The 22143-nt window shown below is 36.2% G+C and carries 17 protein-coding genes and 3 pseudogenes; 4 read left to right on the forward strand and 16 right to left on the reverse strand.

Going from position 1 to position 22143, the window contains the following annotated elements:
* Window positions 1–4: 4 nt before the first annotated feature.
* Window positions 5–436, forward strand: coding sequence for an acyl-CoA thioesterase (locus I6F53_RS10445; protein WP_002960891.1), 432 nt, complete (start codon window positions 5–7; stop codon window positions 434–436).
* 269 nt (window positions 437–705) lie between these two features.
* Here I6F53_RS10445 and I6F53_RS10450 read toward each other — a convergent pair whose 3' ends face one another.
* From I6F53_RS10450 to I6F53_RS10470, 5 genes are read right to left on the reverse strand one after another with little or no spacing between them, the layout of a single operon-like run.
* A complete protein-coding gene (locus I6F53_RS10450; protein ID WP_197239482.1) occupies window positions 706–2028 on the reverse strand; it encodes a Na+/H+ antiporter family protein in 1323 nt (440 codons plus the stop codon).
* 7 nt (window positions 2029–2035) lie between these two features.
* The gene (locus tag I6F53_RS10455) at window positions 2036–4006 is read right to left on the reverse strand and encodes a transglutaminase family protein (protein ID WP_197239484.1); all 1971 of its coding nucleotides are present in this window, start codon (window positions 4004–4006) and stop codon (window positions 2036–2038) included.
* Window positions 4006–4992, reverse strand: a complete 987-nt coding sequence (locus I6F53_RS10460; RefSeq protein WP_197239485.1) for a DUF58 domain-containing protein — start codon at window positions 4990–4992, stop codon at window positions 4006–4008. Before I6F53_RS10460 ends, I6F53_RS10455 begins: the two co-directional genes overlap by 1 nt.
* A 6-nt stretch (window positions 4993–4998) precedes the next feature.
* The gene (locus I6F53_RS10465) at window positions 4999–5904 is read right to left on the reverse strand and encodes an AAA family ATPase (protein WP_197239487.1); all 906 of its coding nucleotides are present in this window, start codon (window positions 5902–5904) and stop codon (window positions 4999–5001) included.
* Window positions 5905–5917: 13 nt separating this feature from the next.
* Window positions 5918–6301: a response regulator gene (locus I6F53_RS10470; protein WP_165728620.1), complete on the reverse strand. Its 384-nt coding sequence runs from the start codon at window positions 6299–6301 to the stop codon at window positions 5918–5920.
* 123 nt (window positions 6302–6424) lie between these two features.
* Here I6F53_RS10470 and I6F53_RS10475 point away from each other — a divergent pair.
* The 3 genes and pseudogenes from I6F53_RS10475 to I6F53_RS10485 all read left to right on the forward strand — a co-directional run.
* Window positions 6425–6851 (forward strand): annotated as a pseudogene (locus I6F53_RS10475) (hypothetical protein); the annotation flags it as partial.
* Window positions 6852–7069: 218 nt separating this feature from the next.
* Window positions 7070–7516: pseudogene (locus tag I6F53_RS10480) on the forward strand (TOBE domain-containing protein); the annotation flags it as partial.
* Window positions 7517–7763: 247 nt separating this feature from the next.
* Entirely contained in the window at window positions 7764–8723 is a 960-nt protein-coding gene (locus tag I6F53_RS10485; protein ID WP_197239488.1) for a sugar-binding transcriptional regulator, read from the forward strand.
* 431 nt (window positions 8724–9154) lie between these two features.
* Here I6F53_RS10485 and I6F53_RS10490 read toward each other — a convergent pair.
* From I6F53_RS10490 to I6F53_RS10540, 11 genes and pseudogenes are all read right to left on the reverse strand, one after another.
* Window positions 9155–9897: pseudogene (locus tag I6F53_RS10490) on the reverse strand (alpha/beta fold hydrolase).
* A gap of 514 nt (window positions 9898–10411) precedes the next feature.
* Window positions 10412–10837 carry a response regulator gene (locus I6F53_RS10495; protein WP_010552799.1) on the reverse strand — a complete coding sequence of 142 codons (426 nt, stop codon included), beginning with the start codon at window positions 10835–10837 and terminating at the stop codon, window positions 10412–10414.
* Window positions 10838–10874: 37 nt separating this feature from the next.
* Window positions 10875–13754, reverse strand: coding sequence for an ATP-binding response regulator (locus tag I6F53_RS10500; RefSeq protein WP_197239489.1), 2880 nt, complete (start codon window positions 13752–13754; stop codon window positions 10875–10877).
* A complete protein-coding gene (locus I6F53_RS10505) occupies window positions 13751–14917 on the reverse strand; it encodes a hypothetical protein (protein ID WP_197239490.1) in 1167 nt (388 codons plus the stop codon). The genes I6F53_RS10500 and I6F53_RS10505 overlap by 4 nt, the downstream gene beginning before the upstream one ends.
* A 9-nt stretch (window positions 14918–14926) precedes the next feature.
* The gene (locus I6F53_RS10510; protein ID WP_007586675.1) at window positions 14927–15742 is read right to left on the reverse strand and encodes a type II secretion system F family protein; all 816 of its coding nucleotides are present in this window, start codon (window positions 15740–15742) and stop codon (window positions 14927–14929) included.
* Window positions 15739–16614, reverse strand: a complete 876-nt coding sequence (locus I6F53_RS10515; protein WP_197239492.1) for a type II secretion system F family protein — start codon at window positions 16612–16614, stop codon at window positions 15739–15741. The genes I6F53_RS10510 and I6F53_RS10515 overlap by 4 nt, the downstream gene beginning before the upstream one ends.
* On the reverse strand, window positions 16607–17905 hold the full coding sequence (locus I6F53_RS10520) for a CpaF family protein (protein WP_197239493.1): 1299 nt from the start codon (window positions 17903–17905) through the stop codon (window positions 16607–16609). Before I6F53_RS10520 ends, I6F53_RS10515 begins: the two co-directional genes overlap by 8 nt.
* A 6-nt stretch (window positions 17906–17911) precedes the next feature.
* Window positions 17912–18679 (reverse strand): hypothetical protein, encoded by a 768-nt coding sequence (locus I6F53_RS10525; RefSeq protein ID WP_165741299.1) that lies wholly within the window; start codon window positions 18677–18679, stop codon window positions 17912–17914.
* Between the two features lie 97 nt (window positions 18680–18776).
* Window positions 18777–19166, reverse strand: a complete 390-nt coding sequence (locus I6F53_RS10530) for a hypothetical protein (RefSeq protein WP_010552792.1) — start codon at window positions 19164–19166, stop codon at window positions 18777–18779.
* 379 nt (window positions 19167–19545) lie between these two features.
* Window positions 19546–20223, reverse strand: coding sequence for a tetratricopeptide repeat protein (locus I6F53_RS10535; protein WP_165728635.1), 678 nt, complete (start codon window positions 20221–20223; stop codon window positions 19546–19548).
* On the reverse strand, window positions 20220–22139 hold the full coding sequence (locus I6F53_RS10540; RefSeq protein ID WP_165728636.1) for a pilus assembly protein N-terminal domain-containing protein: 1920 nt from the start codon (window positions 22137–22139) through the stop codon (window positions 20220–20222). The genes I6F53_RS10535 and I6F53_RS10540 overlap by 4 nt, the downstream gene beginning before the upstream one ends.
* Window positions 22140–22143 lie beyond the last annotated feature (4 nt).

The raw sequence follows: 22143 nt of genomic DNA on the forward strand, positions 1-22143 counted from the left end.
GATTATGACTGACGTAAACCGCGATGCAATAATTGCTCAGCGTATTGAAGACTCAACCACATCGGTAACTAAAACAGTATTCCCGGGGCGTACTAACCACCACAATACGTTATTTGGTGGTGATGCACTGGCGTGGATGGATGAAGTTGCATTTATAGCAGCTACGCGTTTTTGTCGTAAGCCTTTGGTTACTATATCCTCAGATAGAGTAGACTTTAAAGAAGCGATACCAGCAGGTACTTTTGCTGAATTAATCGCTAAAGTAGTGCATGTAGGTAACACCAGTTTAAAAGTTGATGTAGATATTTTGTTAGAAACCATGCATAAAGACGATAAGCACTCAGCCATTAGTGGCAGCTTTACGTTTGTTGCAGTCGATGATAATCACAGACCGACACCGGTAGTTTGCGATAAAATGATTTATGGTTTTGATTAATTTAAAGCTTTAAATACAAAATAGAGTAAAGCTATATAAGCACCTTAATTGGTGCTTATATAAAAAACTATAAAGAACACATCATACTAATTTTTTATTAAATATAACCTCAACATCAAAATTAAAACTCACTAATAAGGTAATCAAAACAGGGGGTTGTTAATGTGTGATATTGAGAATTGTAAGAACTAAAAAGGTATGCTTTAAACATACCTTTTTAGTTACATTCAGCTTTTAATTAAATTTACGAATACTTACATGCATACTACTTAAAGCACCATTGCTGCTATCCAACCAAATATCAGTAATGGAATGTTAAAGTGAATAAACGTTGGAATAACAGAGTCTCTAATATGGTCGTGTTGCCCATCGGCATTTAGGCCAGATGTTGGTCCAAGCGTTGAGTCTGAAGCAGGGGAGCCTGCATCACCTAAAGCGCCCGCAGTACCAACGAGTGCAGCGGTAGCCATTACCGAAAAGCCAAGGTCTAAACACAAAGGTACAAACAAAGTAGCAATAATAGGCACTGTTGAAAACGAGCTACCAATACCCATTGTAATTAATAACCCGACTAACAAAATAACACCAGCCGCCAAAGGTTTATTACCATCAAAAAGGGCAGCACCGCTGTGTACTAAACTTGCTACATCGCCGGTTGCTTGCATAACTGAAGCAAAGCCTTGTGCCGATATCATAATAAAGCCAATCATGGCCATCATCGCAACGCCTTTACTAAATACGTCGCCGTTTTCTTCCCATTTAACTACACCAAATACACTAAATATCATTACACCTACTAAGCCGCCTAAAATCATTGAGCCACTTAAGTTTTGTGCAACAAGCGAAGCAAGTACGGCACATAGCCCTACAATCATTACTTTTTTAGGGTTTTCGACATCAGCAGATTTACTCACAGTTGTTAATGGTTGTTCTGTATAGTCGCGGCGTTTTTTATAGGTAATAAATACCGCAATAAGTAATCCAATAAACATACCTAATGCAGGAATTATCATCGCCATAGGGACTTGTGTATTTACAATGTCTAAGCCGTTATCGACCAGATTTTTATGCAAAATAGAATACAAGTAAATACCACCAAAACCATAAGGCAGCACCATGTAGGAGGTTGCTAATCCAAATGTTAAAATACACGCTATAGCACGTCTATCTAATCTTAACTGATTAAAAACAACGAGTAGTGGAGGAATTAAAATAGGAATAAACGCAATATGCACAGGCACTAAGTTTTGAGAAGAAATCGCACAGCCTAAAATAATCAATAAAATAAAGTAGCTTAAAAACGTTTCATTACCGCTGCCTTTTGCATTTACCTTGGCAAGTAATTTATCGGCGAGTATGCGTGTTAAGCCCGACTTAGAAATAGCAACGGCAAATGCACCGAGCATAGCGTAGCTCAGTGCAATTTCGGCGCCCGCAGAAAGGCCAGAATTAAATGCATCAACACTTTCTTTTATGCCCAGGCCTGCGGTTAAACCCGCAACTAAAGCACTTATAATCATAGCTACAATGACGTTAACGCGGGCCAAAGATAGCCCGAGCATTAAAATAACGCCTATAACAACAGCATTCATAGTATTCTCATTTGGATGTTTTAATTAATTTTATCAGATCTTTAGCCTGAGTTTTACGCTCTTTAGTAAAAGGTTTTTTACCATAGCGTACTTGGTTAAATAATTGGCTAAAAGTGTTTATTGATTGCGCAGCTTGAGGCTTTTGATCAGCATATAGCTGTAATTTTTGGCTGGGTGTTAAATGCTCGGGCGTATTAAACTTCTGTTTTTTTGCCCATGCTTGTATTTCATTAAACTCTTTTACCATAGGCGCTAATTTAGTTGGGCGCTTTGGTAAGTTTAAATAAACAAAGTAACCAACAAAACAAAAACCTGCAGTGAGTAATACCATTAATGGAACAAGCCAAATGTTTTTACTACCAAAAAGAGATTTTAAAAAATCATTTTGTTTTTCTTCATCAAAGCCAAGTACCCAGCTAGACCATTGATAATCTAAATTCTCGAGCTCTAGCCTTAACCAATTAATACCCGGAAAATTACTTAAGCTCACTAATCCAAAATCTAGATTACTTTTAAATTCGTCATTCAGCTCTTCGTTTTGTGAAAGTGAGCCATTTAAGCGCTCTGGTGCAACAACAGCCGTTGCATCAAAAATAACCCAACCTTCGTTTTGTAAATATACTTCTACCCACGCGTGTGCGTCGTACTGGCGAACAGTGAGCGTATTATTATCTTGATTTAGTTCACCACCTAAATAGCCACTGACTAATCGAGCGGGTATACCAGCAGTTCTGAAAATATAAGCCGCAGCACTCGCGTAATGGCCGCAAAAGCCTCGTTTATTATCAAATAAAAATTGATCAATCGTGTTATCACCACTCATAGGTGTAGGGGTTAGCGTGTAAGTAAATCCTTTATTTACAAAATATTGCAATAGACTATTATAAAATTCACGGTCAGAGTGTGTATTTTTCTTTAGGTTTTTAGCAAGTGATGATGTTTTAACATTCTCTTTATGAGCTAGATATTTGTAGCGTTTTTCTTCAAATTGTCCAAGTGGTAAATCTGAAAAACTAAAGCTGTTTACATCGTATTGTAAGCTTTTAGCTTGGCGGCTTTTTTTTCGTAATAAACCGAGTGAATTACCTTCAACATTTTGTGATTCACTGCTTGAATACGCTAAACCATAGAGCCATTTTTGTGTAGCAGGCTCAGTAATAACCGAGTAGCTTGCAATAAGTTGCTCGTCATTTATACTCTCAATATTAGTTTTTAAATTATTATATTTTAAAAAGTCAGACGTTAGCCACGCATTGCCATTAAATTCATCATGAACTATTGCTCGCCAATAATAAGGCGCTACAGGTTTTACTTCGTTAAATTTAGCTCTAAACACCAGCTCATCTGAATTAGAAAGCTTTGCGATATCGAATGGATCGACTTGTTCAGAAAGCCCAGTTTTTGCAAGCTTAGGCCCAGGGAGTTGCCAAAAAGCGGGCATTTTTGGTAAAAAAAGCAGTAAAAAGACAGCTAAAGGAAGCGCTAAAAATAGTAATTTACCACTTTGCTTTGAGGCTATTTTCAAATTATGTTTTGACTCAAGTAGACCAAGTACTGCAAAATTTAATATATATAAACTACTTACAGTTAAAGTCGTTAAAATACTTTGGTTAAATAAATACACCGATGAGAGTGAAAAAAACGTAAGCGTTGTAATTACATGATAGTGCTTTTTGGTTTTAGCCTGCAGCAGCTTAAATAAACTAGCAAGCAGTAACATAGCTACAAATAAAATAACCGTATCGGACATACCTACAGTGTAGAGCATTAAACCAAGCGACGCACCAGCGAGTATGTTTGCAAGCCAGGCATTTGGCTTTGGTTTATTACTCAGTGTTATGAAAAAATTCCATGCACAAATAAGTGCAAGTACGCCTACAAAAACCAACGGTAAATGCGCTATAAAAAATACAATCAAACATGCATATATAAAACACAGTGAGTAATTTATTACTTTTTCGTTTTTGAGCATGCCCATTACACACCACCATTAAATGAACATAATAACGCTAAGCATTGCTGCTTATGCTGCAGCCCGGTATTAGTATTTATTGTTTTACTAGGTAGCTTTAACATAAAAGGCGTGTTTTGCTCGGTTGCTTCACATACTAAAAAGCATAATTGGCTTAAACGTTGTTCTGTATCCCCATTCATCAATGTAAAATCGAATAGGGCATTCGCGGTTTTAAAATCTGCAAACTCTTTGACTAATAGTTGTTGTGTTTTAGCGTAATGCTTCCACGATATTCTTTGTAAACCCATCTCAGGTAAATGTGGGATTAACGACTCAAACTCTTCGCTACCCGATTCTTTTGATATCCCTTTATCAGCTTGTTCGTCCAGCATTGAGGTATGTGTATCACTAAGTACTTGTTCAAGCGACGGGTATACAAAAATATCTGTTTGTAATTGAATGTAGCTCCAAACAGTAATTAAACCAAACGGATAGTTACTCGCAATTTTAATGCGTTGTACTGCATATTTACCGCGTGAACTATAAGGTAAGTTAAGTGTGAGTAGCTGCGTTTTACTATCCACTTCATCAGTATGTTGTTGAGTTTGCTCAGTACCTTGATACGTTAAATTAATAGATTGGGTAACTGAGGGGCTTTGCAATTCAAATCGAATATTTGGCTTTTGAGGCGAGTAACTATTAAACGCATCTTTAAATTTAACCGTTAAGCCTTTGGCGTTGCTGTAACCCATTAGCACAGCAATAATTATTACCACAAACATAAGGTAGGACATTATTAAAATTAAATTATTTTGATAATTAATACCCATCACAAAGTTTAAAATAGCCACAATAACAAAGTACCAGCCAAGGGATGACGGCAATACATAAATTGTTCTATGTTCAAGCGTAATTGAGTTTTTTAAATGTTTATTTTTTAATAACTTATTAAATAAACTGACCTTAAATGACTTAAATAAAGAAGGGCGCTTAACTGTTTTTTTTGGCATAAAAATTTATACCGGAACTAAAACGTTTTTTAAAATATCGTTTACTTGCGCTTCACCTGACTCATTATGCAAACCTAATCGATGTTGGCACACACTTGCAAATACGGCTTGAACATCTTCTGGCATTACAAAATCACGGCCATCAATAAAAGCCCATGACTTAGCTGCTTTAGCCAAAGCCATACTTGCACGCGGTGATAGCGATGCTGCAAACGCATTGCTCGTACGAGTGTAATTAACTAGTTCAATAATGTAGTCAACCACTGGGCTACTTAGTGTTATTTTGCTTATTTTGGATTGAATTTCAGCAAGCTCTTGTTTGTTAATTCGCTGCGGTAATTGGCTGTAATCTCGTTTTTGCATATTCAAAATTAAGCGTTTTTCGGCCTCTTTAGGAGGAAACCCCAAGCTTATACGCATTAAAAAACGGTCTAATTGCGACTCGGGTAACGGATAAGTACCCGATTGATAAAGCGGGTTTTGTGTTGCGATAACAAAAAATGGATTTGGCAGCGTATATTTTTTACCATCTATTGTTACTTGCTGCTCTTCCATTGCTTCAAGCAACGCACTCTGTGTTTTAGGCCCTGCGCGGTTTATTTCATCAGCTAAAACTACTTGGCTAAATATAGGACCTTTATGAAACGTAAAGCTATGCTCGGTAGAATTAAATACATTAGTACCCAAAATATCAGCAGGAAGAAGATCACTTGTAAATTGTATGCGTTGATAGGATAAACCTAATACAGCCGACAATGCATGAGAAAGGGTAGTTTTTCCCATACCTGGTAAATCTTCAATGAGTAAATGTCCCTCACTAAATAAGCAAGTAAGTGCCAGTTTTATTTGTTGCTGTTTACCAAATATAACACTCGAAAGATCTTCTATAATCGCAGTAACAGTGCTTTGCATGTTAACCTTATTATTATTCTATTATTTCAAGACGCTTCATTACGGTGTCTACTTTTTTTGTATTAAATGGTTTTGCAATGAAGCCTTTAGCGCCCATTTCCCACGTATTTTGCACGTTTTCGAGGCTATTATGGCCAGAGCACATAACAACATGAGTATGCGGGTAGGTACTATTAATGTATTCTAATATATCCGTACCGTCAGAGTCAGGTAAATCAACGTCTACAAATATAACGCCTGGCGGTTTTTTGTCCATAATAGGCTTAGCAGAGCTAAAATCGGCACTTTCTAATATATCTTCAAACCCTAACTCAGTTAAAATTTGGTTTAGATAATCACGAATTTCCTTAACATCATCAATAATGAGGATAGGCTCTAGCGGGCGAACAAATTCCATATGTAGGTAACTTCTATTTTGAGTACATCTTAAGTGCTTTAATACTAAGCTAACCCCTTCATAAGCTCAAGAACGTTACTTAAAAAACACTAATAAATAAACTATTTATAGATTTAACTAATATCGATCATCCAGCTTAACTTAGCTTATCAAACATCTGACGAGATTAGTCTGATTTTTATGGTGGGTAGATTATACGTTCTCAGATGCATCTAACGGCATAGCAGATGAAAATGGCACTACTTTTGATTCAAACAGTGCAATAGAAGGCGACTCATCGGTTGAGTACTTCGTGTTTGAAGCACAATAATATCTAATCCCTAAAAAGCTATATGTAGCGGCTCGTTATGCAGAAGCCGAAAACACTTCCGACTTAATTGAACAAACAGACAACACAGTGGAGCGTATACAAGTAGCCGCAGGTTACTGGTTTAACGATAAAACGCTTTTAAAAGTTGAGTATGTTAATCAAGAAGAAGGTGTTAATTCGGGCGGCCAAATCGGTAAAGGATTTGACGGCTTCACTTCAGAAATCTCTGTTAAGTTTTAAATCATTATCCAACCAGTCCATCTATTTATATAAAGCGCCTAAAAATGCACTTTGTGGGCAGTTTTATACTTTAAAACTGCCATAAATAGAATTGGAAATAGATTGAAATTTAATAGCCCTTGTTAAAGCATAACGTGTATGGGGAATACCCGATGAAAAATAAATTAATTATGTTCGCGTGTGGCTTTATAAGTATGGACGCTGAAAATTCAGTAAAAACAATGGTTTATGTTACAAGCGTTCAGGTTTAAGCCATGACAATGGCAGACAGAATTGCTGTGTTTAATGCCGGTATTCTTGAACAGGTAGGTACACCTCTAGAGCTTTACAAAAATCCTGTAAACAAATTTGTAGCGGGTTTTATTGGTTCGCCAAAAATGAATTTTATAGATGCTACACAAAATGAAGATACGACTGTTAGTTGTATTGGTATTCGCCCAGAGCATATAACACTCTCTTCAGAAAGCGGCACTTGGGCGGGTACTGTCGGTGTTATTGAACACTTAGGATCGGAGAGCTTTTTACATATAAATATTGAAGGAAAAGGTACCGTAACAGTAAAAGCTGATGGTGATTGCCCATTAAAATATGGCGACAGTATTTACCTAAGCGCACCTGCAGATAAAGTATTAAAGTTTGATAATAATGGTTTAACAATTAGCTAAACCCAATTTTAAATTACCTTAAATAGCACTTTTATAAAGGTGCTATTAACTAAATTCTAATTACATAATCCTATGAAACCTAGGTATTTTTTATTAAGGAATGGTATATTTACAACTATAAATAACAAAAACGTTATTAATAAATAGATACTCAAAAATTAATAAATAATTTATATAGCAGCACATATAATTAAAATTATGTAATGAAAATAAGGACTTAGTTTTCCTTCTATTTTAAGAGGTTTACGTGGTAAAGCTATCAAATACAGAAATTAGAAAGCTAGACGATGCGGCCAGAGCAGGGTGGTTGTATTATGTTGGCGGTAAAACGCAAGATGAAATAGCTAAAAAACTCAACATATCTCGCCAGTCTGCACAAAGAATGGTTGCGTTATCAGTTAGTCAAGGGCTAATTAAAGTTAGGCTAGATCATCCGATTGCTAAATGTATGGATCTGGCCGAAAAAATAAAAAGCCGTTTTGGGTTAGATTCGTGCGAAGTTGTACCGAGCGACCCGTCTGAACCTTCATCTGCATTAGGTTTGGCTCAAGCTGGCGCGGCAGAAATAGAACGCCATTTAAAATCAGAACAACCCAAAGTACTTGCTATGGGAACCGGTCGAGTTTTACGTTCATGTGTAGATGAGCTAAGAACTGTTGATTGTCCGCAACATAAAATTGTAGCAATGCTAGGTAATATGGCTTTGGATGGATCGGCTTCGCCTTATGATGTTGTAGTAAGAATGGCCGAACACACCAATGCAAAACATTACCCAATGCCATTGCCAGTTTTACCAAGAAGTATTGAAGAAAAAGAACAGTTACATGCACAACAAAATATTACCGGTAATTTAAAACTCGCTAAAGATGCCGATGTAACATTTGTGGGTATTGGTAGCTTAGGTGAAAAATCGCCATTACATATAGATGGTTTTATTGATGCGCAAGAACTTAAAGAGTTACAAGAACTAGGTGCCGTCGGTGAAATGATTAGTTGGGTGTTTGATAAAAACGGTAAGCTTTTAGATTGCACAGTTAATCAGCGTGTAGCAAGTACGCCATTAAAAACAAATACTAACAAACAGATTTATGCGATAGCTGCTGGTGAAGAAAAAGTGTTAGCCATTTTGGGCGCAGTAAGGTCAAACATGATCAGTGGATTAATTACTAACGAATATACAGCTGAGCGTTTATTAAGTATTGATTGAACAATTTGAAAAGCAAAGCATCTGTATTAGTAATACTTGTTATTGTAATAAAACCACGTAATGTCCGATACCGTCTAGTATTGGACATAGCGAGGGCGCATTTAAGCGCTCTTACTACATAGTCATAAACTACCTATAATTTACATTATGTTAAATAGCATAAATAAATACATAACCAAGTTACTCACCTTCATTAATTAACGTATAAACGCGATATTTTGACTATTTAATAAGCATCAACCTACTTATCTTAATAGTCAGTGTCTTACCCACTTACTATATTAGCTTTTGAACATATAAAAATACCGCTTGGTAATTAATATATCCAAGCGGTATAAACAATAATTACCTAGTAGCTGTTTTATATAGTAAAACTCAAGCTATTGAATTTAATAGTTTTTAAACCATCCAGTTGATGTGTTTCTGATGTTCTAGAATGTTTTATCATTCATGAATTCACCAATGAGCTGCTTTGTCCAACCAAATCAATATGGCTTGTTCTAACATTGGCACATACTTTGGCTGATGAATTTGGCTTTTGAAACTTGTCTTCTTCACCTCATAATATGAGCGTTTCATGAGGTAAGCTTTAAGGTCGCCTGTAATAGCTTCGGTATATTCTTTATTGAGCCTGCGCATGTTACTAAATAAAGCGGCTTTTCCCAGCTCGTTGCTCCAAGGTTTTAAGTATATTTCCATTAACTCTTCAGTCATTACGCTCGAGTCGTAAACACCTTTGGGCATGAAATCTCTTAATGTATCCACAAATTCAGCTACAGTTGTTTTTTCTTCTACACCTGGTTCTAGCAAAGGTTCAAACTCTGGTATTGGCCAAGAATCAAAACATACACTATCAATTAAAACCAACCCGTTTACTTTATCCGGATGATTTACAGCCATTAATTGAGCTATATCGCCACCAATGTCATGAGCTACAACATTTGTTTTAGAAATATTTAGCTCTTCCATAAACTCTTGAATTCAAGTATTAAGTGCAAGCATTATTCTACATTGTGCATTTATAGATACATCTGTGTCGCTTGGCATATCAGATTCACCAAAATTGAGTAAATCAGGTGCGATGCTTAGATGCTAGTTTTGGCATAACATTTTGCCATAATGCATTATTAGTCGGTATACCATGTATTAATAATAATGATGTTCCTTCACCAATTTATTGGTATGCAATTTTATGACCCTCTACTGTAACGTACTGTGTTTTGTTCATATTTCTGCCTCGTTAATTTTAAAAAATTATAATATTTAGTAACCGATAAAACCGGAATATAAGCCTATAAAGCAAATTTCATCCCAAGATGAGTATCTATTAATTATTGAAGCATCATAATGTTTTTAAAGTTAAACCCTTGTGATACGTAGGCTCTAGGCTAAGTTAGTTTACTTACCCCATAAAATTATAGGTTTAATAATTATGATTATTAAATTGCTTTAGGAAGTGTGAAACGATGACTCTTATATATGCAACAATTACAAAAGCGTAGTTTGTAATACTTTGAAGGAATAATTTGAAATAATTATTCTTATTAAAGAACTTTTACAAATTTAAATAAATTAAAGGTTCATATACGCAAAAGCACTAATAAATATTAGTGCTTTCAAAAATTATAATTTAACTTTTTAGTAAGCTATAAATAAAAAATAGTTAACCGCCCTACTGTTTCTATTTATCATTCCAAAAAATATCTAATATTTTCTATTAATACACTTTGCTTAACTGGCTTCAATAACAGGCCGTTAAACCCAAGCTTTACATACTTGTTATCACTATTTTCGTTTTCACTAAATGTATGAGCGATAATTTTTGTTGCTGATGCGTCAGCATGCTTTCTTATTTTTAGCATTGCGTCGGTGCCTGTAAATTGCGGCATTACTATATCCATTAAAATAATATCGTAAATATTTTGAGAAACCATAAGTAGCGCCTCTATAGCACTTGATGCGAAATCTATTAAAATATTTTCTTCGTTAAGCATTTTTCTAATTACTATTTCTATTAGCAAGTCATCATCTACTAAAAGCAGTCGTTTAGTTTTATTTATTGGCGTTACTTTAAACTCGATAACTTCAGCCATATTTTCAATAGTGTTTTTCATGTTTTACCTCATTACTGTTCCAGTAATATACGCTAATTTATAACGACTTATCTTTTAAAATGCGTGTTATTTGGTTTATTAATACACCTTGTTTTACTGGTTTTAATAGCATGTCATCAAAGCCCTGGTTAACGTATTTTGAATCTGTATCGGGTGTCGATGTATGCGCAATTATTTTAGTTTTCAAATTGTCACTGTGTTTTTTAATTTTTAACATAGCGTCAGTTCCCGACAATTCTGGCATTACTATGTCCATTAAAATAATGTCGTAACTGTTTTGCGATACCATCAACATCGCTTCTATTGCACTGCGCGCGTAATCTATTTTAATATTCTCATTTTTTAGCATCGCTCTAATTACAATCTCAACAAGAGGATCGTCATCAACCAGTAATAGCGTGTTTTGGTGTTTGTTAGTTACTAAACTAGCTTTTACTAAATCATTATTTGTTAACGAGCTACTTGGTACTTCTTGCTCATTGTCTTTACCTTGTTTGGTTGCTATGTTGATCAACATAGAAAGTGATATCGTTGATTTATTCGCGTTACTACTTACAATTATCGCTTTACCACCTAACATTTTAAATATTGAAATAAAAAACTTTAACTCTAATGACACGTCTTTATCATCTATAAAGCGCGTTATATCATCACCCGATATACTTTTAAGCTCAGTTATAAAGTTACTACTGTCGATCAAATTACTTAATGAAAAATCGAGGTATAAGTAATTACGTTTACTTTCATTTTTAATCTGAGCGTTAATTGAAAGCGTTGTATTATTTGATGAATCCAAAACCTCAGTCACTAATTGAATAACCAATTGAGAAATTAACTTTTCATCGCTTGCGACCGTTAATTCAGGCGTAATATTATTTTTAAGAACGATTCTTTTATTTTCAGCCTCTTTAGCTAAAATCGACATATTATTATTGATCATTTGATTTAGGTTTACGTTTTTGGCCTGAAGCTTTAACTTACCTATTTCCGATTTATTTATATTTACGAGTTGCTGAATTACACTTTCGAGCTGGTCGCATGCATCAGAAATATTCCCCACATTGTTTTTAAATTCGTTAAAGCTTATTGGATCTTTAGATATTTCAACTAATGACTTTAAAGATGATAAAGGCGTTTTTAACTGACGGCTAAGCCTTGTAACAAATTTTTCTTTTAATTGATTTGTCTGTTTTGATTTTTCGAGAACATCAGCGAGTAAACATTCTTTTTGATGTGCCTCTGTATCATCTCTAAAGTAGCAAACGAAACCATTAAAATCTGTATGTCTTTGTAATACAGTTATCCACTTCCCGTCTGTAAAACCTATATCTATTAATTGGTTACGGTCATCATCAAGCTTATGATGTTCATGGTAGTGATTTATAATATTATGCTGCTGCGCAATACTTATCAGCTGGCTATACGATAGCTGACTGTTTTGTTTATTCACCTGTGCAAATAAAAGATTAAAAGCATTGTTGGTAATCACAGGAAATTCATGGCTATTAAAAATAGCAAACCCATGCGGCAGTGCATCCAGAGAACTTGAAAAAAGCTCCTCTCTATTGAGTATTAACTGATTTTTTTGTTTTATTTCACTGTGTAAACGCCTTGGTAAACGTAAAAAATAATACACAAACGCGAATACACAAAAAGAGATTAACCCTAATCTAATTAAACTGTATTTAGTTATTTGTGGTCGTACTATTTTATTCATTGGTTGCACATGCAAGCGCCAAGTAGGTGGAAAACGACTGCTTAAAGCGCTAATACTATTTTTAATTATACTCGGGTTTACTTCTCCTTGTTTTCCTAAAGTAAACTGTGGTGTTGCTATAAAAACGTTATAATTTTCAGTGTTTAATTTGCCAATAACGGCTTTTAAAAACTTACTTAAATCAAATGCTGTAAGTGTATAAATAGAGCCTTGTTTTATTTTTATTTCAGAAATTAAGAAGGCCGTATCAGCAACCGTAAATACTTCTACTGCTTGTTTATTTGCTCTTTTATTAAATTTTTCTAACCAGTTTGTAAACCCATACGCGGCTAAATCAAAATTATTTTTTGACCAAAGTGCAAGCTGGTTATACTCAGAATCAAACACAACATACCCTTTGTAAGTTAAACTTTGTGAAACCTGACTCTGCACTAAATTGTTAAGCTGCTCTTTTGTATAGTTATTTTGGCTTTGCAAAAAGCCTGCAATAACTAAATCTTTTTGAGATATATACAATCCTTGATTATCAAATCGCTCTAATGCATTAAATAACGTTTTACGTAATTGCTGGGTTTGTTGATTGTAGTTACTTTGCAGCTCCTTTTTTTCAATAGTATAAAGAAGTAATGCAGTGAATGAGCATAATACTAATGCAATTAAAAATGCGACGGGCGCTAAACTAAATACATGAATATACTTTTCATCATAATTTTTTTTCTCAGGCTTAGCACTTTGATTACTTACTGAATCTGAATTTTTATTTAACTGTGTCTGTAATAATTGAGCAAATGAAATAAACTGATCTTTTTGTGAACCTATTAATGTTTTAGGTGCTAAATCGGCCATCAGCACTACGCCAATTAATTTATTAGTGACACTATAAATTGGATATTGTGCATAAAAACGAATTAATTTGTGCGTGTTGTTTGATACATCATCAAAAAAGGTATCTTCAAATAAATATAGTTTTTCTTGTCTACAGCGTTTTTGATAGCTTAATAACTCATTTTCGACGCTTTCTTTATCGTTGCAGGTTATTAACTGCTCTGAATAAACTTCTCTAAAATCGATAAATTTAACAATTGGAACATCATAAAACTGTTTTAGTAGTGTTAGCGTTTCTTTAATTTCTGTTGATATTTCATCAGTTTGTGTATCTGCTACATTAGCATGTGAGGTAAATATATTTGAGGCGTTCATTGACGTTCTCCTTCCCCTTTAGGGGGAGTATGTATCCACGTTGTACTGTTTTGGCCGCTATGTACTGGCAGTAAAACTTTAAATGGTGGTGTTAAGCTACTAAGTGCTGGTTCGCCTGTGGTGATATTAATTACTTGTTCTGCATTAACTAAATTAAGTGATGTTTTGCAATATGTAATGCCTGGCTCAATCCCTATTAAGCTCAGTGTTTCACTAATAATAAGGTTATTTACTAAATCAATACCGGCGAGCTCAAATGTAGTTTGTAAAATAGTGAAGACGAGTGTCTCTACAATGTTTTCATCTTCTTCTAAGCGTGTCCCTTCTGGGCAGCATATAGTGCCAAGCTCTATATCAAAGTTTGTTCCTATAAGAACGAACTTAAGCGCTTTAAGTGCTTCTTTTAAGAGGGATTCTACTTCGGGTAAATATAAATCAAGTATGTCGCCTTGCGATTCGTACCCTGCTTGGCATGTGTCACATGATAGCGCCAACTCTCGACCGTCGGTTCCTACAAGTGGATGACCCAAAGCGGTCAAGCCAACTAAACAACTGCTGTCGGCCGGTTGCTTATCTATTTCAAAGCTTTCACAAGGTGAGCCTGTTACTACTTTTTGCGATACATAACGAGATAGAATTTGTTCACTATTAGCTGGGCATTGTTGTGGCGTACTTCTTAATAACTGACCAATAACGGTATTACCTAACTGCCCTATTGCATAATTTGGACCTTGCTGCAGCGCATTTATATAACTTACATTACCGGTATTATTTAACTTGCTAACACCTTGGCTGTCTGTTGCTTCGTCACTTAAGCCCTTTAAACACGGGTTACCTTGGCAATTTGGAGCATCGTAATAAACAGCTTCTCGCGAGGTAAACCTATCGTCTCGTATGCCTATTAATGCCCTGTACGTGTTGTTTGCTCCACGGTCTGTATAAAATATGAGTGGTGCTTGATGCTCATCAAAACTTACTGCAATACCGAGTGGTCTATTGTTAGCATCAACGACAGTAATTTGATTATCTACCTTAGTTTGATGGCGCTTAATAAGGGCATCTCTGACTAAAATAACCCCGCCAATTGAGCCAATAATTAAAATTGTAATAATTAATATAAGCTCAATAGTAAGTATGTACCCATGTTGATAATGCTTTTTCATATCAGGCTCCTATAACACTTCTACAAGCATTTTAAGTACGTTCATTACTTGTAATGCTGCGGGAAAAAACACCAATACCAAAAACATCGGAAAACAAATTAAGATAATGGGAAAGGTTGTGTGCATCGCTTTTTTGTTTACCTTTTTAGCGAGTAAAATGTTCTTTTTTAGAGCTAGGCCTTCAAGTTGAGCCTCTACTGCTTGGATAAGTGGCGTACCAAGTTTTGACCCTATTAACATTAAGTTGGCGAGCTTTTTAATTCCTAATACGCCGGTTCTTTCAAAAAGTGAATTAAATGCAAATTCACGATCTTTACCTGCGCTTAGTTCGAATAAAAATAACTTTAGCTCTTTGTATAATGGGTGTTTTTGACTTAATCCATGATCAACTGCCAGTGCAAATGAGCGCTCTAGTGAAAATCCAGCGCGCATGTAAACCAGTAACACCCGTAAAAAAAACTCTAAGCTATTATTAATAGTGGTTTTGCGTTGATTTTTACGTAATAAAAACCAGCATTCGGGTGCAAAAAAACACATAAAACACAGTAATAATTTAATCGATTGGCTCAGCTCATAACCTGTTAGTTCTATAACCGTAAATGCACTAAAAGTAGCAGCCACTTTGAAGCAGTACAGGCTTATTAATATTTTATTAATTTGAATCCCTGCTTGTCTTAGTTGACGTTTAGAGATGATGATTAGCGGATACCAATTAATGTTTTTAGTATCGGGTTTATCTAATTCAACTTTAAGAGATTGCCTATGAATATGGATAAATGAGCCCATACTTACTAAAAGTCCGATAAGTAAAAGTATATCAATCATAATGTTACCCTTAAGCTAAGGCGTAGCCATAAAAAACCAAATAGCTGACAAAGAAGCGCAACCGTTATAAATGCAATCCCATTAGGGTCGTTTAATAATGGTTCAAACCAGGTTGGATCGGTATAGCTAAATAAAGGAATTAGTACGTAAGGTAAAAAACCACTAAATACAGCAGCGTATTTAGTACCCGAAAGCTTAGCTTTTAGCTGTTGTCGGTCGAGGGTCCGAAGCGACATCATGTTGCATACGCTTTTTAGCATATCGGTTAAATCACACTGGCTTTGTGTATGTGTAATGATGCTATGAGCAAACAATCTTACGGTTTCGCAGTTGTATCTTTCAATTAAAGGGGCAAACGACGTTTCGGCATCACTACCCATGCTCATGCGTTGTATTAGTAAGGTGCTTTGTTTTTTTATATATGGGTCTGCATGTTCATCAGCAAACTGCATTGATTGCTGTAGCGATAGCCCAGTGCTTAAACACGATTGTACGGTTTCAATAAATTCTAAAAAATGATGCTCAAATTTTGCTAATTTATAATGAGCCAAGTCAATCACAGTTATAAAACAGATTACAAAAACCACGATTGAAATAATAAACGCGCTGGTTGATGCCTCTGGATAATATAATTTAGCTAAAAACCATGAGCTACTAGAGAGCGAGCACGCCATGCTTATAAACCAGGCGTTACTTATGTTTAAGCCTAGCACTCGTAGTGACAGAGTAAGTACGTCTTTTTCTTCTAAAATATCTACTTTTTTAGTGCCTTGGCTGCTTTTATTTTTAGCATACAAAGAAACCAACACACTAGTTGCAAGTACAAAGGTTATAACCGCCGCTATAGCTAATAAATAATCAAGTTTAGTCATTGTTAGCCTCCGGGTTATTGTGCAGTAATGCTTTTAATTCTTTTGCATTTGCGCCTTGGCCTTTCATAAACTCAATAACACTTGAGTTATCTATTAACTCACTTTGTACAGGCTCTGCTTCGTTAATACTATAAAGCGGGCTAAAATGTGCGCCGCCATTAACACGCTTAATTTCACCAATACTTTTTAGAGTTCGGGTGCCATTAGTTGAGCGAGAAACATGCACAATAAGTTGAATACTCGACGCGATTAGCGAACTTGTATGGGTATCGCTCAGTTGTGCATTGTGTAACTGCACTAAGGTAGATAAACGAATAACGGCATCATTTGCGCTGTTAGCATGTATGGTCGTCATCGAACCTTGGTGACCACAGTTCATTGCTTGGAGCATATCGATTACCTCGCCTGAGCGTACCTCTCCAACAAGTATTCTATCTGCGCGCATTCTAAGGGCTGCTTTTACTAAATCTCTTAGGCTAACTGCACCTTTACCATCGCTGTTTGTGTCGTGGGCTTCTAATTGCACAACGTGGTTGTGATGCAAATTAAGCTCAGCGCTTTCCTCAATGGTTACCACACGTTCATTTGCGTTAATTGAGTTAGCAAGTACGTTTAATAATGACGTTTTACCCGCTCCGGCATTACCACATACTAAAATATTAACGCCTGTTTTAACTGCACTTTTTAAAAATGATAGGATGTTTTTATCTAAAAAATGGTTATTAACTAAAAAGTCATCGTTTATTTTTTTATGGTTAAACTTACGAATAGACACAATAGCTGCGCTGGTACACGCAGGCGGTACAATAATATGAACACGGCTACCATCTTTTAGTTTGCCATCAACAATTGGCATAAGCGCATTCACTTGTCGGCCACAACCATCAAGTAAGCGATCAACAAATCGGCGTAAATGGCGTTCGTCATCAAACTTACTGGCTGTGCAAAGTAGTTTGCCTTGTTTATCAATCCAAATATCCTGCGTGTCGTTTATTAAAATATCACTCACCTGATCGTCCAGCATAAACTGTGCAATAGGACCCAGACCCTGAATTTCATCAAATACAGCCTGAACAACCTGCTCTTGTTGGTGTTGATTAAATGAAGATTGATTAAATTGTGGAATTTCACTGCACAATACAGAGATTTTTTCGAGAACATTACTTGATAAAAGCGCGGTTGGTTCTTGTTCGTACTCTTCGATAACGGCATCATGCAATAGCTTTTTAAGCTCTTCAAAGGTACTTAAACTGGTTTGAACTTCTTCATGTTTGCTTGATAAATTAAACATAAAAACTCACTTAGCTACATATACAGCTTCATTTTTAACGCCTTTAACCACTTCGATTGTGCGACTGGTTTGTAAGCGTGAAAAGTTTTGCAAACGACCTTGTTCAATGTCATAAGCGCTATGCACAATAATTGAAACTTTGTCGGCGTTATCTATACCCGCCAACGAATAAACATCTTTTGGAAGTACCGCAAGGACTAATGAAACACCGCCCGTAGCAGAATTAGACTCTTTAGCTAAATTATCCATTACGCCACTTTTAGCGGCTTGCGATTTAGGACCTTTCGAAACACCAATAAGCTGTACATCACGGGCAACTGTTCTTACTAAGCGATTAGTTTTAGCGACTATGTCGAGTCGGTCACCTTTGTGTATGCGCGAAAGCGGAATATCTAAGGTGTTTAGTTTTAAAGTATATAAAACACGCCCTGCCGGTATGGCTTCTGATAAATTTTGGCTTTTCGCTCTAATAAAATCGGTGTCGAACAAAGGTTGTTCAACCATTTTATTAGTTGCTAATTTTTGACCAATTAATGCACGTGGGTTTTGAACGCTCAGTGCAATATTTGAATAGTTACTTGGATCTATACTCTTTTGCTCTACATCGTGAACGGTTACTGTTTGACCGGCCGACATATTTTTGTTTACTACCCAGGCTGTTACGCTATTTTCATCGCTTACCTGTCTAATGCCCAAAGCCGAAGCTAACATGCCAGAGGTGATGAGTAATGTGAGAGCCGCAGTGGTTGCGCCTTTGTTACTTTTACTTTTCATAATATTCCTCCAGAGTAACTTTCACTGCCACACTTTTGTGGCAGTGAGCCTTAAGCTTGGTATTCAAACCTGGTTGCCTTATATTGGGTACCTTGCGTTAGTTACCTTGTGAACCGCCTGCTGCTGTACGTGTTGCAGCATCGCCGCTTGGTGTTGCATTAACAAGTGCGGCACTTTCACTAAAGTCTGATGCAACAAAAGTGAATGAACTGCCATCGCCTGCGTACACATCAACTGAATCTACAAACCCAGAGCCAGACACTTCAGCAGTGCCTTCGGCGTTAATCATGCCGTCAAATACATAGCTTTGGTCAAGTGAGCCAATTGCTTCAGCTACATCTTCAAGTTCGCTGGTTACCGAGTCACGTAATGTAGATAAACCAATTACAAGTGCTGCTACCATTGAAGTAGAAAGAATGATTAGCTCTGACGTTAGTACAAAACCTTTTTGCTTTTTGCTATTTAAGTTATGTTTAATAGTTTTCATAATCGTAGCCTTTAAATTAGAAGAGCTTATGCTCACTTTACATATTGCGAGGACCATGCCAGCTATAAATAACTATTAAATACAGTTGGTTATGTTTTTAATGGTTACTGTTTATTAGATGTTTTAATTTTTGATTTGCAAAATGCAAAATGCAAATCAATATTAAAAATATTTTAGATAAATAATGCTAGGTTTACGTTATTGAAAGTATTATTAAAACTGATGGATAGTGTAAGGGGTAAATATTAAAAGCAGTCTTGTGAGGTTACGTATAAAACGTAGGATGAGCGTAAGCTTTACTTGTATTTTTGATAAATAATAAAGTGGTTTTGGCCCTAAATAATGCCAAATTTTAGGTATAAAAAAAGGCCCGAAGGCCTTAAGAATAACAATTACCTAAAACGGAGAGTTTACCGCGCCTAGCAAGTGCTTTTTTATGCGTGGGTTCTGCACGTAAAACTTGCTCATAGTAGCCACAAGCCAATAAATTATTGGTATTAGCTTCTTCAATTAACCCTTTATGGTAAAAATAGGCAGTGCTATTTAAACCAAACTTAACCGAAAGCTCTAAGTAGTTTGAAGCTATAACGTAACTGCCCTGAGCATAATGTATAGAGGCCATTTGCAGGTATGGTGAAGCATGTGTACCAAAAACATCAACGCCGTATTGAGCAATACTTTTTGCTTTAGCTAAATTACCTTGCTCTATTGCTAACGTAACCCCTAAAGTAATTGCATTTAATGGTGGATTAGCTTTATTCAGTAATGTGTTTATAACTTGTTGAGATTGATTAGCACGGCCACTTTTATAAAGTACGTAGGCCGATATTGAAAGTATTGCCTTGTTATCGGGGTGTTCAAGCATTAACTGATTCACCTCATGCACTAGGTTTAAACAGTTACTTGCATTTATACCTTCACACTTTAATGGTTGGGAATTTAATTGGTATTTTTTAACGATGTCACTCAACGCGTTGTAAGGATTTACTGTTGGCTTGTAATCAATATGAGCGCAACCCGATAAAGTAAGCAGTAAAATTATATAAAATATTTTCATAGCCCTTGCTCCTGTATGTAACTAAGTAACTGGGTGTCTATATTTGCCTGCTCCCACGAACGTAAGGTATTAATTGGCTCACGCACCAGGTTTGGAGTAACAACAATAATTAGCTCGCGGTTGTTTTCACTTTTACTGGTTGTTTCGCTTAACTTTCCTAGCATGCTATTGCCGTTGCCATCAGGTACAAAGTCGTGGCTTGCGTTGTTATCGGTGCTAATTAAGCCACCAATAATAAGAGGTTGTCCGTCTTTTAAACGTGTTGATGTTTGCATGCTGCGTGTATTAAATGCACTACTGTTTAAACTGCTGCCTGTACTTTGTGCAATTTCGGCGGTTAACGTGGTATCGGGTAATGAAATTACAGGGTTTAGATCAAGTGTTATTCTGTCTTTGTCGTCAACCATGGCGCGTACATTTAATTCAACTCCAAATGATTTAAATTCTGTACCGCTAAACACCGACCCACTACTACCTTGCTGCCCGCTTGTAATTCCTGAAGGGCTATAACTTGTAGGTACAGGTACTTCACCACCGACTTTAAACACGGCACTTTCACCGGCTAAAACCGTGATTGTAGGGCGAGAAAGCGTTCGAGAAATACCTTCTTGTTCAAGTAATGAAAATAACATATCAATGGCAAACTGTGAGGTAGAAAGCTGTAAGTTATTAGTTAATTGACCGCCAATTAATTGCAGCGCATTTTCTATTGTTGCAGAGCCAGATTCACGATTAGTCATACCGTCACGGCCAAATAAACCCGCTTCTTTTTCATATCCATTAGAGAGCACGCTAATATCTGGGCGCCATTGCTTTAACCTACGTTGATTTACTTCGTATAGCTGCACCGATACACGCACTTGCGGTAAATCTTCAACTTCAATACTCGACAAAACTTTACCGCCAGCCACTGACAGCAACGTTGCTCTTGCAATATTAGAACTCACATTACTTAAATTTAATCCTGAGGTAGCATCATTTATTAAACCGCCTGACTCGTTGGCAAGTACTTCAATACCTGAACTTTTATCCTGCGTTGCGCCGCCCATTAAATTATTAGGATCAAGAGGAGAACCCTGAGTTTGTAATGCTTGCTCTGGTTCGAATAATTTATTAATTGTATTTAATAAGCGCACTAGCTCTATCTGGTTTTTTACAGAGCCGGAAAGTAAAAACACATCGTTGTCGTCATTTGATAACTCATCAACCGAGATGCGTTTAATGGTCACTTTATCTGCGCCCATTGATTTTATTACTTCGCTAATACGTTCTTCTTTAGGCTTGGGTGCTTGAGTTACTTTTATTAAATTAATAATAGCGACTTTACTCGAGTTTTGAGAGCTGCCGCCGTTTGCGTTACCCAAGCCTTGCAAGCGTTGAGCAAGTGAATTAAACATACCTTGGTTAGGATTTGAGGTGATAACGGGTTGTGATGCTTGTGAGCTACTGGCATAAAGGTAGTTTTTTGCAGCTTCATAAGCGGCATGACGATAATTTATAGTAGGTACTTCACCACGTAATACAACAGCATGGCGATCAGGCGCTATGGTTAGCTGTACGTCAGGATGGATGTCGTTTAAGGCATTTTCTAGTACGCTGTAGTCTTCGGTTACGCCAAGTAAAAATGTTTCAGAGCTTTTATCGTCGTACCACACCATCATAGATGTACGGCCCAACTTTTTAGCTAAAATTAGTAGCTCACGGCCATTTACCACGTTCACATCAAGTGTTGTTTCGTGGCCAAGTGCAATACGAGAAATATCACGGGTAAACACAAAGCGAGTATGCGTCCATTTAACTAAGTGCGATACTTTTTGTACCCGCTCACCATTTGCATTTTCTATATAATCTAAATGACTTTCACTGCCCATAGCGGTAAAAGATATTAGTAATAGTATAAAAATAAATTTTAACATAAGC

Source organism: Pseudoalteromonas sp. SWN29, assembly GCF_015864465.1.
Classification (GTDB): Bacteria; Pseudomonadota; Gammaproteobacteria; order Enterobacterales; family Alteromonadaceae; genus Pseudoalteromonas.